This is a genomic window from Spirosoma sp. KCTC 42546 (assembly GCF_006965485.1).
In the GTDB taxonomy this organism is placed as follows: domain Bacteria; phylum Bacteroidota; class Bacteroidia; order Cytophagales; family Spirosomataceae; genus Spirosoma.
Genome location: NZ_CP041360.1, coordinates 6861271 through 6873293, shown reverse-complemented (window position 1 = coordinate 6873293; position 12023 = coordinate 6861271). Strand labels below are relative to the sequence as shown.

Annotated in this window: 12 protein-coding genes; 4 read left to right on the top strand and 8 right to left on the bottom strand. The window is 46.7% G+C overall.

Translation table 11 applies throughout. The annotated features are described in order from the left end of the window. Positions 1–2 precede the first annotated feature (2 nt). Positions 3–1343, bottom strand: a complete 1341-nt coding sequence (locus tag EXU85_RS28075) for a tetratricopeptide repeat protein (RefSeq protein ID WP_142775267.1) — start codon at positions 1341–1343, stop codon at positions 3–5. Positions 1344–1676: 333 nt separating this feature from the next. On the opposite strand from EXU85_RS28075, the gene EXU85_RS28070 reads away from it, so the two are divergent. Continuing rightward, positions 1677–2099 carry an Hsp20/alpha crystallin family protein gene (locus tag EXU85_RS28070; protein WP_142775266.1) on the top strand — a complete coding sequence of 141 codons (423 nt, stop codon included), beginning with the start codon at positions 1677–1679 and terminating at the stop codon, positions 2097–2099. 122 nt (positions 2100–2221) lie between these two features. Here the strand turns inward: EXU85_RS28070 and EXU85_RS28065 are convergent, their stop codons facing one another. Then, positions 2222–2884 carry a phosphoribosylanthranilate isomerase gene (locus EXU85_RS28065; protein WP_142775265.1) on the bottom strand — a complete coding sequence of 221 codons (663 nt, stop codon included), beginning with the start codon at positions 2882–2884 and terminating at the stop codon, positions 2222–2224. 55 nt (positions 2885–2939) lie between these two features. Between EXU85_RS28065 and EXU85_RS28060 the strand changes: the two genes are divergently transcribed. Further along, positions 2940–4190: an MFS transporter gene (locus EXU85_RS28060; protein WP_142775264.1), complete on the top strand. Its 1251-nt coding sequence runs from the start codon at positions 2940–2942 to the stop codon at positions 4188–4190. Positions 4191–4278: 88 nt separating this feature from the next. Here EXU85_RS28060 and EXU85_RS28055 read toward each other — a convergent pair whose 3' ends face one another. Continuing rightward, positions 4279–4494: a hypothetical protein gene (locus EXU85_RS28055; protein WP_142775263.1), complete on the bottom strand. Its 216-nt coding sequence runs from the start codon at positions 4492–4494 to the stop codon at positions 4279–4281. Between the two features lie 186 nt (positions 4495–4680). On the opposite strand from EXU85_RS28055, the gene EXU85_RS28050 reads away from it, so the two are divergent. Further along, on the top strand, positions 4681–5547 hold the full coding sequence (locus EXU85_RS28050; RefSeq protein ID WP_142775262.1) for an SMP-30/gluconolactonase/LRE family protein: 867 nt from the start codon (positions 4681–4683) through the stop codon (positions 5545–5547). Positions 5548–5611: 64 nt separating this feature from the next. Here the strand turns inward: EXU85_RS28050 and EXU85_RS28045 are convergent, their stop codons facing one another. The 5 genes from EXU85_RS28045 to EXU85_RS28025 all read right to left on the bottom strand — a co-directional run bounded on the left by EXU85_RS28045 (position 5612) and on the right by EXU85_RS28025 (position 10625). Beyond that, positions 5612–6256, bottom strand: coding sequence for a Uma2 family endonuclease (locus tag EXU85_RS28045; RefSeq protein WP_246859273.1), 645 nt, complete (start codon positions 6254–6256; stop codon positions 5612–5614). Positions 6257–6296: 40 nt separating this feature from the next. Continuing rightward, a complete protein-coding gene (gene argH / locus EXU85_RS28040; RefSeq protein WP_142775261.1) occupies positions 6297–7631 on the bottom strand; it encodes an argininosuccinate lyase in 1335 nt (444 codons plus the stop codon). 561 nt (positions 7632–8192) lie between these two features. Next, a complete protein-coding gene (locus EXU85_RS28035) occupies positions 8193–9446 on the bottom strand; it encodes an MFS transporter (protein ID WP_142775260.1) in 1254 nt (417 codons plus the stop codon). 29 nt (positions 9447–9475) lie between these two features. Further along, positions 9476–10087: a hypothetical protein gene (locus EXU85_RS28030; protein WP_142775259.1), complete on the bottom strand. Its 612-nt coding sequence runs from the start codon at positions 10085–10087 to the stop codon at positions 9476–9478. A gap of 94 nt (positions 10088–10181) precedes the next feature. Beyond that, the gene (locus EXU85_RS28025) at positions 10182–10625 is read right to left on the bottom strand and encodes a DMT family transporter (protein WP_142775258.1); all 444 of its coding nucleotides are present in this window, start codon (positions 10623–10625) and stop codon (positions 10182–10184) included. Positions 10626–10755: 130 nt separating this feature from the next. On the opposite strand from EXU85_RS28025, the gene EXU85_RS28020 reads away from it, so the two are divergent. Beyond that, positions 10756–11748, top strand: a complete 993-nt coding sequence (locus tag EXU85_RS28020; RefSeq protein WP_142775257.1) for a GRP family sugar transporter — start codon at positions 10756–10758, stop codon at positions 11746–11748. Positions 11749–12023 lie beyond the last annotated feature (275 nt).

The window sequence follows — 12023 nt, the reverse complement described above, 5'->3', positions numbered from 1 at the left end:
CTTTAATTACAATAATCACTAATTACTTTATAGGCTGGGTTATAGCCAAGCTCGCCCGCTTTAGAGAGGTCTAAACAGCCGCCGTTTTCATCGCCCAGACTGTGTTTGATAATTCCCCGAATGTAATACACTTCGGCATAACGCGGGTTTAGTTTAACGGCACTGTTACAATCCATAATGGCGGCTCGTTGATCGCCCTGTGCCGATTTTATCAGGCCCCGGCTAAAATACGCTTCGGCGTAGGTTGGGCTAAGTTCAATAGCCTTGTTAAGATCAATGATAGCCGACTTTTGGTCGCCCTGTTTGTTTTTACTAATACCCCGACTGAAATAAGCTTCGGCACGTTCGTTGCCTAACTCGTTGATCTTGTTACGTTCCTGTACCACATCTCGTAGCTTATCGAGCGTAACACGGCTGATCTTGCCGCTATACACAACCTTTGAATCGGTATTGACATTGTTCATATCAATGGCCTGATTAAAGTCCTGAACAGCACCTTTCTGATCACCAAGTTTACTCCGGCAGAACCCTCGACCGTAGTAAGCCCGATAATTGTCACCTTTAAGGGCAATGGCCCTATCGTAATCGGCTAATGCACTTTTATAATCTTCTAATTTTCCTTTGGCATACCCCCGGTAGAAGAAAGACTCACCATCCTCGGGACTGAGTTCAATAGCCTTATTGAGGTCGGTTACGGCACCGGTAAAATCGTTCAACTCAACCTTCGACATACCCCGTCCAGCATACGCTTGCGGACGTTTGGGCGTTAGGTCAACTACTTTCGTAAAATCGGGCAGGCTACCGGCAAAATCTTCCAGCTTTTGTTTTGTAATACCCCGCACGTAGTAGGTTTGCGCGTTGCCTGGATCGAGTTCGATGGCTTTGGTAAAATCGGCCAAAGCCCCCCGGTACTGATCAATGCGGCTTCGGCTAACGCCCCGATTGTAATACGCCTGCGGATCATCGGGGTTGAGTTCGATAGACCGGCTAAAATCCAGCAATGCACCCCGATGGTCGTCTTGCTTGCTCTTGCTAACTCCCCGGCTCAAATAAGCCAGTGCATCTTTTCCATTAAGTTCAATGGCACGATCATAGTCTAGGATGGCCCCCCGATGATCCTTTAGATTGGCTTTGGCTAGTCCTCGATTATAATAACTCGCCGAATTGTCGGGATTCATGGTGATAGCCATGCTGAATGCCTGTAGTGCACCTGTAAAATCGTTTGCTTTACTTTTGGTAATGCCACTTTCGAAAAAATCAACGGCGGTTTGCTGGGCGCTGGCAGAAGGGCTGAGGCTGGTGCACAAAAACAGAGTAACCAGCGGCAGTATAAGTCGCTTCATAAAAGAGTCAAGAAGTTTTGGTGAGCAAGTATTGTATTGAGGGGGATAAAATTAGGTTTTTGTTGCCGTTAAGCCAAGTTGGAACTATGGTTAAACTGTGAACTAGGCCTGATTCTCAGCGTAAAAGATATAGAATGACAAAAAATACCTGCCAACTACCCCTTGATTTAGTGGAGTTCGTACTTAAGTGAGACATATTGGCATAATTTTGGGCTGTTTTATGATAGTTTAAGACAAAATGGCAGTAATGATTTGATAAAATAGCTTTGGTACAGCATTTGACTAAGGATGTATGTGTTTGATTATAAACAACCCAATAAACCAAATAAGCAAATGGCAACCTTAGTTCGATATAACAACTTCCCTACTTTCTTTAACCCATTCTACGGTCGTCCGGTAATCAATCGGTATCAGAACACGACACCGAACGTACCAGCCGTAAACGTAAAAGAAACCGAGACCGCTTTTGTCCTTGATCTGGCTGCGCCTGGTTTGAAAAAAGAGGACTTAAAAATTAACGTTGAAAACAACAAGCTGACGATTGCCTATCAATCGGAAGTGAAGAACGAAGAAAATACGGAGAAATTCACCGTTCAGGAATTTGGCTTTACATCATTTGAACGCAGTTTCCGCTTACCAAAAACGGTAAATGCTGATGGTATCAAAGCCGCTTATACCGATGGTATCTTGACGGTTGAACTACCCAAGATTGAAGTAAAAGAGGAAAAGTTGGTGAAGGAGATTGCCGTTGCCTAATGATGGCAGTCTGGCAAGAGCAGAAAGCCCGTACTATTCAGTGCGGGCTTTTTTTATGCGTGGAGCAAGGTGCGCGGAATGCGATTGACATCCGAGCTCTGAGCCCCCTGTGCCACGCGCTTTTACTGTAGCGCCAACATAAACGCTTCGAGTTTGTGAGCGTCCAGGTGGCCGTTTGTGCGCACACCGCTGCAAATGTCAAGGCCAAAAGGTTGCACTGTGTCAATAGCCTCGCGTACATTCTCGGGCTTTAGGCCACCCGCCAGAAACACGGGTACCGACGACTGCTCGACAATTTGACGGCTTACCTGCCAGTTATGCACGCGTCCCGTGCCACCTAGTTCTTTCACAGCCAACGTTGGATTACCTGAATCGAGTAACAATGCATCGACTCCATGCTGAATGGCTGTCAGCGCTTCATCGAGATTTCGTTCGTCGATAACATGTATGACCTGCACCACTTTTATCGCAGGCAGAGCCTGATGCAATTGGGCGTAGGTTTCTGACGGTACCGCATCTACGAGTTGAATGGTATTTGCACCGACTCGCTGTTGATGGGCGATGATATCAGCCAGATTTGTTTCGCTGGTTAGCATGAATGTGGCTATGGGTGGGGGAGTCGACTTGACGATTTGAGCGGCCAATTCATCGCCGACCACACCGGGACCACTGGGCATTCGACCTACCAATCCAAGGGCATCGGCACCAAGCCGAATAGCCAGTTGCGCTTCATCAAGGCTGCTAATACAACAAATTTTTACCCTCGTTCGGAACGGAGATTCCATTGTTTTCGGTTGCTTAACTAAATGATGTAGCCGTAAATCTACGGTTCGTGTGATTATGGGTCAACAAACGACTAACGACACCTTTGCCTCCCTCCGAATTCCTGAATTTCGTTACTTCGTTCTGAACAGTTTTCTGATTACAGCCACCTTGCTGATTCAGGAAGTTACACTGGGCTACGAACTCTATAAAATTACTCATGACCCACTCATGCTGGGTTTGGTAGGTTTGGCAGAAGCGATACCTTTTATTGCTTTATCCCTTTTTGGGGGGCACCTGGCCGATCGGCGCGATAAGAAAAGCATTTTACAGTGGAGCCTGCTGGTTATTCTCCTTGGTTCCGTAATTCTGTATTTAGTTTTTCAGCCATCTATTGTGTCGGGTTTGTCGCAAACGGCTCGTTTAGCCACTATTTACGGCGTTCTGATGCTGATTGGCACAGCAAAGGGATTTTATTCGCCAGCCAGTTCGTCGTTAAAACCATTTCTGGTTCCTCGTGAACTCTATGCGAACTCCGCAACCTGGAGTAGCTCGTTTTGGCAGGCAGGCGCTATTGTTGGGCCGGGGCTGGCGGGGTTTTTATATAGCTGGGTTGGGTTCGATAACTCCTTGATTGTAGTCATTGCGCTGCTGGTAGTTTGTTATGTGCTCATTACCCTAATCGACCGGAAGCCCGTGCCTGTTAGCAACGAACCGGTTCTGGGTCTTCGGGAAAGTCTGAAAGAAGGATTTCGGTTTGTTTTCAAAACCCAGATTGTACTCTATGCTATTTCACTGGACTTATTCTCCGTTTTATTTGGGGGTGTAGTCGCTATTCTGCCCGTTTTTGCCGAAGATATTCTAAAAGTGGGGGCCGAGGGCTTAGGATTTCTACGAGCCGCTCCCTCAATCGGCGCTCTGTTAACTATGGCCTATATGACAAAGCATCCGCCAACGCACAATGCCTGGCGAAATATGCTGCTGTCGGTGGCCGGATTTGGAGTGGCCACGATTGTGTTTTCATATTCTACGAACTTCTATTTATCCCTGCTCATGCTGGGACTGACTGGTGCGTTCGATAGCGTGAGCGTGATTATCCGCCAGACGATTCTCCAGATTTTTCCACCCGACCATATGCGTGGGCGTGTGGCTGCTGTGAATGGTATTTTTGTTAGTTCATCGAATGAGATTGGTGCGTTTGAATCGGGCTTATTGGCCCGATTGCTTGGTACAGTTCCATCGGTGGCGTTAGGTGGTGTGGTTACCCTGTTTGTAGTTGGGTATGTCTATGCCAAATCAAAGGAATTGTTCGCAGTGCGATTGAGCTGATCAGGGCTAATCACCAAACAAAAACCTGCTCCCAGCTACCGGTCAATTGTCGGATAGTTGGGAGCAGGCAGGCAACCGGTACCGTACGTTAAGCTACAGCAACGGGTGCATTCAGATCGCTGAGGAAGGCATTCACATCAATCTGTTCGTTGAGCAGCACACGCGTGTTAAACACCTCCCAGAACAATTCGTCCGAAAGTTGATAATCACGTTGCAGCCGGATCATATCGCGGATGCTTTCCTTGAGTTTGACTTGCCCGACTGGTGTTTGCACCTGCGAAGCGAGGGACTGGTAGTTTTCCATAACCTGATTTTTTTAGCGTGCAGGATTTTAAACACCCTCGATTTCAGATTGTTTCCCTTTTAGCATAGAAAATTGGTAGACAATTAGAAAAGTCATATTGTACCTTTTATGTATTCGCTATAAGGCGCATGTTAACCCGGCATGTTACAACTAATTTTTTTTCAATTAATTGATAATCAATAGAAGATGAAGAAATCTACATTTTGGGCCGTTATAGCAACTGCCAGCATTGGCCTACTCGCGTTGACACCTACACTTGCTAAGCCGAAACCTATGAAACTGGTGAAAGTATGGGAAACGGATACGACGCTCCGTACACCTGAATCTGTTCTTTACGATGGAAAAAGTACGATCTATGTAGCCAATATCGATGGAAAACCTGGCGATCTTGATGGAAGTGGCTTCATTTCTAAAGTGTCGCTGGATGGTAAAATCGAAAACCTGCGCTGGACATCGGGACTGAACGCTCCTAAAGGAATGGGGCTCTATAAAAATAAGCTTTATGTAACCGATGTGTATCGCCTGGTTTGTATCAATACCGAAAATGGGCAGGCCGAGAAAACCTGGGATGCTGTTGGGAAAGACAGTTTCTTAAATGACGTAACGGTAGCAAAAGATGGAACGGTGTACGTTTCCGATAATAGAAACGACAAAATCTACCGCCTGCAGGATGGTAAATGGGAGATTTTTATGGAAGGCGAACAACTTAATAAGCCCAACGGACTGCTGGCCGTTGGCAAGGATAAACTCCTGATTGGGAGCACTAAAATCGGGGCCTTGCAATCGGTAGATCTGTCTACAAAAGCGATAACGAAACTAGCCGACGGCATGGCTAATACAGATGGTATTGTAGCCGAAGGCAAAGGCAACTATTTTGTTTCGGACTGGAACGGACAGATTTTTCACATCAGTGCCGACGGTACAAAAGAACAGTTGCTGGATACACGTGAAGCAAAAATCAATTCGGCGGATATTGACTACATCGCCAGGAAAAAACTACTGATTGTTCCCACGTTTTACAAGAATAGTCTGGTTGCGTATCGGGTGGAGTAGTTAATAGAAAAGGGGGACCATCTGCGTGATGATCCCCCTTTTTTGTTGATTATCTGAGCTATCGTTAATACGAAATTTCTTCCTCATCCAGGAGTTTTTTGATGTTGAGAACGCAGCCTTCCATGACCAGTATATCGTTGCTCCAATCGGTAGTTATCCAATCTTGATTTGGATGAAGAATAATGACCTTGCGAATACTGGATAACACCCACAACACTCGCTCAACACCGAAATCGAATAGCTCCTGTGTTTTTTCGGAAATATACGCTACGTCGCTGCCAATGGCATTCAGATCGATTTTGATATCGACTTCAATCACAATTTTTGGCGCTATATCAAAATACTTGCCTTTAAGTTTAGATAGTTTTGCTTTTTCAAATATGGCTATATCGGCAGACAGATTATCCCCAACGGCTATATGCAAACCTGACTCGTTTGTAGCTGTAATGTACCGTTTTTTGTCTCGATTGACAGTAATATGCGTATTGATAAGTGATACCAAAATAGCTTGTAAATCACTACTTCCCATAAGGTCTTCGGATTTAAGAGTCCCTGCCACCACATCCCGATACCCCTTGTAATACAATGGGCGCCCATTGAGTATCTCGTAAATAAGCGATTCAGGAATGGCGGGCGAGTCCACGCCGGGCGAGTCCACCGCACTCTCGGACCGACCGTGTGGCTGAACGGTTTCGATTGATGTAATCATAGCGTTCTGTGTTTTTAGGAAAGTTACACAATTAACTCGTTCAGGCCAATAACTGCTCAATAGCCAGTTGTGCTTTGTTTACCCCGAAACCAGCCATTGCCTTTTCCATTGCCTCGCTGATCAGATCATTGCCAAGATTACCGATACTGCCCTCGTGCGTGTGATGCAATTCGCGGGGTGGATGGTAGGTATATTCGGCAATTTCCTTCCCAACGGTTCGATAGGCTTCACGGAAAGGCACGCCTTGTAATACCAACTCATTTACCCGTTCGACGCTGAATAACAGATCGTATTTAGGATCATCCAGCAGATTGGGTTTGACCTGAATGTGTTCGAGCATGAAATCGGTAATGCTCAGACAATCCAGGATTTCGTCGAAAGCAGGCATCAGGATTTCTTTCAGCAACTGCATGTCGCGGTGATAGCCAGAAGGGAGGTTACTCATGACGAGCGTTACTTCCATCGGCAGCGCTTTCATGCGGTTGGTTTTAGCCCGCAGTAGTTCGGCTACATCCGGATTCTTCTTGTGCGGCATAATGCTGGAGCCGGTCGTCAGGCCATCGGGTAGAGTCAGGAAACCGAAATTTTGACTGTTGTACAGGCAAATATCCATGGCCATCCGCGAGACCGTGGCGGCTACGGCAGCGAGTGCGGTCAGTGCCGTTTGTTCGGTTTTACCCCGACTCATTTGGGCGTATACGACATTAACGTGCATGCCTTCGAAGCCCAGCAATTCAGTTGTAAGGGTTCGGTTAAGCGGGAACGAAGACCCATAGCCTGCGCCTGAACCAAGCGGATTTCGGTTGGCAAGCCGATAGGCCGTTTGAAGCGTCAGCATATCATCGGCCAGGGCTTCAGCATACGCGCCAAACCACAATCCAAACGATGACGGCATCGCAATTTGTAGGTGCGTATAGCCCGGCACTAAATCATCTTTGTGTTGTTCGGACCGGCTCACCAGTCGGTTGAATACGCGCTGCACGCTCTCGGCTACCTGCCAGAGCCGGTCGCGGGTGAAGAGCTTCATATCGACAAGCACCTGATCGTTGCGCGACCGGCCCGAGTGAATTTTCTTTCCCGTATCACCTAACGCTCGTGTGAGCATCAATTCAACCTGCGAGTGAACATCTTCGACCCCTTCTTCAATCACAAACTGCCCGGCGTCAATTTGCTGGTATATTTTCTTCAATTCAGCTGTCAACTGACTTAATTCGGCCTTAGTCAGCAGATTAATTGTTTCGAGCATTTGCGCGTGAGCAAGGTTGCCCAACACATCGAACGGAGCGAGGTAGAGATCCATTTCACGGTCGCGCCCGACGGTGAAGCGTTCTATTTGGTCGGCGGTAGTAACGCCTTCTTTTTGCCAGAGTTTCAAAGCGAAAGTGCGAAAGGGTGAAAGAGCGAAAAGTAGCCCGCTCATTGACGCTTACAAAGGTCGTAAAGAAAGTTTGGGAGACAATCTTTCAATTAACTCAGATGTATTATTGGTATTGAAAGCGACCTCTTAATCTGCTATAGATTGGGCCCATTCTCGTATTGATTGCATAAATTTCAAGAACTTAAATCTACGATTGCAGGTGGGACAGAACTTGTCGAATTCTGACTGTGGATTACGAATATCCTTTATAAAAGATAAATTTTTAAGAGATATTGGATGGGCATTCTGAAAGCCAAAATATTCTGATGTATAGCTACTAAAGTCGACTGCGCAAGTGTTGCATAATGTAATTCTTAAGTCCGCAATAACTTCATAAACAGCATAAGTATGACGACCTTCTCTTAAATGCTCAAGTTCAGTTGGTATATCCCATCCACAATCATAACACGGAGCGCACTCTCTAATTTCAAGCTCAGTGAAACAAATTGGACAGTTTTCCATTTGATTTTGCGACTAGGTATTGATTCGTCTTAAAGTGTCGTATTGATTGTTTTTAGTCTACTGCTCCAACAGCATTTCATTACTATAGCTCTTCCCCAGCCACCAAAAACCACCTGCTGATACCAGGCCAATTCCGGCTAAAATCAGCCAGTGTGTCGTGAATCCGAAATTTGCCACTATAAGTGAGCCAAATGCCGGGGCTGTAGTTTGGGCAAGTGCGCCACCCATTGAATATAAAGCTAAGTATTGACCTCGGGTTGCCGGAGTAGATCGCTCAACCGAAAATGACTGGATAAAGGGGATGGCCAGCATTTCGCTTAGCGTACCCAATACAATGAATAGCAGGGCGATTTGTAATCCAGAAAATACGCTAATGGTCGGTATTGTGAGCGCGATATAGGATATTGATGTCAGCATAACGCCCATTATAATCAGGTTGATTTTCGACCGTTTTTGCTGCTCAAGACTATAAACCAACGCCATTTCGACCACCACAATGATGATGCCGTTGAGTGCCATCAGGCTGCCAATCAGGCGCTCAGTCATATGTAGCACTTCTTTGAAAAACAGCGGCACAATCGAAAACAACTGCATGAATACCACAAAATATAGCGCGGCACAAACCACAAAGCCAACGAATAGCGTATCCCGGTAAGGACTTTTATCTGGCAAACCGGCTTCATCTACGGCTACTATCGTTGTTTCGTTAACCTTTCTGGCTATTGCTGGATCAGGTAAATACAACCACAGCACCAGGCTCGCTACTAAACAGGTCAGTCCATCAGCCCAGAAGAGAAGGCTGTAATTGATGCTGGCTAACCAGCCACCCAATCCTCCGCCAACTGCCCAGCCGAGGTTAATTGCCAACCGATTGAGCGAGAAGGCCCGAGTACGTGTTTCCGAGTCGGAATAGTGGGCAATAGCAGCCTGGTTGGCGGGCCGGAAGGCATCGCCAAATAAGGTGAAAATAAATACACTCCCACAAAGAGCATAAAAATTCACAACAAACTGGAGCAGTACCAGGGCCAGTCCACCAAAAATCAGGCTAATTAACTGAATGTAGTAGAAGCCGAACCGGTCGGTTAAGCGCCCGCCGAGGAATGTGCCGACAAAAGCGCCAGCCCCATAAATGGCCATAACAATGCCCGCATCTGTAACCGAAAAATGGAGATGCTGCGTGAGATAAAGCGTCATGAACGGCAATACCATGGTGCCACAGCGGTTAATGAGCATCACACCCGCCAGTAACCATACCGATGGCGATAGTCCCCGATAAGCCCGTTGATAGAGATGGAGCGTTTGCTGAAGCATGAACGCAAGGTACAACGAAACCGAGCGAACTAGTATCGTCTACGGCCCGCATCGGCATCCTCACCGGGAGCGACAAATATCTTTTTATCCGTGATGAGTGGCCGGTGTTCATCCAGAAACGCCTTGAATAGTCGAATTTCCTCCAACTGTCTGTCGATAGGGTGCGTTAAGGCGTAGCTTTCTACATAGACGTCGTTAAAATCTGTAATGACGTACTCCATCAGTTTGATGCCTTTCCGTTTCAGCGCGTGCAGATATAGATTCTGGTGGTTATGTACGAAGCGTCCTGGCTGGTAGGAAGCTGTTGTTTTTAGGTCGACGGCTTTGAATTTGCCAATCAGATCGACATAGCCATAGAACAGCACATCGTCAATTTCCCATTGGCAAAACACCTGCGTATCGACAATGGGGCGAGGGAGAAGTTTACGGACTTTGGCAACAATCTCAGCGTTGAACCGCTCTTCGTTGGTCCCCTTTACGATGGCTTCTTCAAAGGAGATGCCCCGCTCCTGAGCCGCCGTGGTTGGTGTAGGAACCCGATTGATGGAGTCGATCAACTCATGTACTGAAAGGTTTCCCCCTGTTAAGTAGCGCGAGAACGTGTTTAGCAGCGAGGGGTAGAAGCGGTAATTGATTGGCATAATGAGTAATGAACAATGAGTAATGTAGAATGAACAATGAGTCAACAGTCTTGTTCTCATCAATCGTTATCCATTATCCATTTTACATTATCCATTAATTTTTCACCACCAGCAGTACCCCAGCAATGATCAGTCCGACACCGAGTAACCGCCAGGTGTTGGCCGGGTGAATCGAAAAGCCTAGTAGGCCATAATGATCCAGAATGAGGGCTGCTAATAGTTGCCCCGCTACGCTTAAGCTGACCATATTCGCCGTTCCTATTTTCTGCACACTCACGATAACCGTGATCATGTAAATAGCACCCATAACGCCCCCTGTCCATTTCCACCAGCTAATCTGCTTTATCGTTTCGAATGAAGGAGTTGACCCGCCGGTAGCCAGAAACATCAGTACCAGGGCTATAAATCCGGAACCGAACGAAATAATAGCGGCCAGAATAGGATTAGCCATTGCCTGACGCAAATTGGCATTAACGCCCGCCTGAACAGTAATGGCTAAACCGACAATGAAGGCAAAGAACAGATAGATGTAATTCATGGATACAAAGGTAGGCAACCGCCAGTCGGAACTTTATTCTTTGTGCTGATTTTCGATTGAGTTAGCATTTTGCCATACTATGTATATTTCGTAGCTTGCGCTACTCCTTGCCTAAACACTTCAACCTTATATGTTTATCATCACGTACTACCCAGTAGCTGTTGTTGTCTGCTTCCTGACAATGCTCTGCTGGGGCTCATGGGCCAACACACAAAAACTGGCCACTCAATCAGTACCAACCACTATTTTTTACCGCGATTATACCTACGGAATTTTACTGTTGAGCCTGATCCTGGCCTTTACATTTGGCAGCTTTGGTGATTCGGGACGATCGTTTCTGAGTGATATTAAACAGGGCGATACACAAAGTCTGTTGTATGCATTGGCGGGTGGCTTCGTATTTAATATCGCCAATATACTTATCGTGGTGGGCATTGAATTGGCAGGATTATCAGTAGCCATGCCCGTTGGAATTGGGCTGGCCTTAATTTTGGGTGTGGTAGTCAATTATATTCTATCGCCGATAGGCAATGTTAGCTTGTTGTCGGGTGGGGTTTTTTCCATATTTCTGGCGGTTGTATTTAGTGCAATGGCCTATCGGGCAAAAGGAGCCAAAGATGGATCGGTTAGTACGCAAGGGCTGGTAGCTTCGCTGGTAGGCGGGTTTCTAATGAGTTTCTTTTTCTACTTCGTCGCTAAATCCATGACAACGGACTTCGCCAGGCCTGCGTCGGGTCTGCTAACGCCCTATACGGCCTTGGTTCTATTTGCCCTGGGAGTTGTCGTCAGTACGCCATTATTCCTGCCCATCCTGCGTCGCTTTGCCAGCAAACCTGCCGACGGCGATATTTTTTATAGTGATGTGAGCCGACGCAACCATCGCATCGGGATGCTGGGTGGCATGGTGTGGTGTCTGGGTATGGCATCGAGCTTACTGGCATCGGGGGCGGCTGGTTATGCGATCAGTTATGGGCTGGGGCAGGGAGCAACCATCATCGCTGTTTTGTGGGGTGTGTGTATCTGGCACGAATTTCGGGGAGCGCCCACGCTGTCAAGTCGCTATCTAGTGCTGATGGGATTCTGTTATGTACTGGGCTTGGTGCTGATTATTTCCGCTAAGTAGAGCTGCATATACTTGCGGCTCAGGTGTAGCCAAGTTTAAGTTGACGAATTATGGGTACAACTTGTGTCTTCCTATTTCGGCAAGATTGCAGGCTTTAACAGGAGTTTTAATAGGCTCATTCTGGCTACTGGATATGGCTACATTCTGCCTATAGTCAATAGGGTCAGAGAGTAAAATTCCCCCCTTAATCTTGTCCAATCATGGACAATGATTCGTCCGTTTCTGGACATCGTTTTTACTAGTACCAAGCTGGTTTTGCTCTAAAGACGCTTTTT

Coding starts and splice junctions, on each gene's coding strand:
- EXU85_RS28075 (WP_142775267.1), bottom strand. CDS start 1,343: ATGAAGCGACTTATACTGCCGCTGGTTACTCTGTTTTTGTGCACCAGC.
- EXU85_RS28070 (WP_142775266.1), top strand. CDS start 1,677: ATGGCAACCTTAGTTCGATATAACAACTTCCCTACTTTCTTTAACCCA.
- EXU85_RS28065 (WP_142775265.1), bottom strand. CDS start 2,884: ATGGAATCTCCGTTCCGAACGAGGGTAAAAATTTGTTGTATTAGCAGC.
- EXU85_RS28060 (WP_142775264.1), top strand. CDS start 2,940: ATGGGTCAACAAACGACTAACGACACCTTTGCCTCCCTCCGAATTCCT.
- EXU85_RS28055 (WP_142775263.1), bottom strand. CDS start 4,494: ATGGAAAACTACCAGTCCCTCGCTTCGCAGGTGCAAACACCAGTCGGG.
- EXU85_RS28050 (WP_142775262.1), top strand. CDS start 4,681: ATGAAGAAATCTACATTTTGGGCCGTTATAGCAACTGCCAGCATTGGC.
- EXU85_RS28045 (WP_246859273.1), bottom strand. CDS start 6,256: ATGATTACATCAATCGAAACCGTTCAGCCACACGGTCGGTCCGAGAGT.
- EXU85_RS28035 (WP_142775260.1), bottom strand. CDS start 9,446: ATGCTTCAGCAAACGCTCCATCTCTATCAACGGGCTTATCGGGGACTA.
- EXU85_RS28030 (WP_142775259.1), bottom strand. CDS start 10,087: ATGCCAATCAATTACCGCTTCTACCCCTCGCTGCTAAACACGTTCTCG.
- EXU85_RS28025 (WP_142775258.1), bottom strand. CDS start 10,625: ATGAATTACATCTATCTGTTCTTTGCCTTCATTGTCGGTTTAGCCATT.
- EXU85_RS28020 (WP_142775257.1), top strand. CDS start 10,756: ATGTTTATCATCACGTACTACCCAGTAGCTGTTGTTGTCTGCTTCCTG.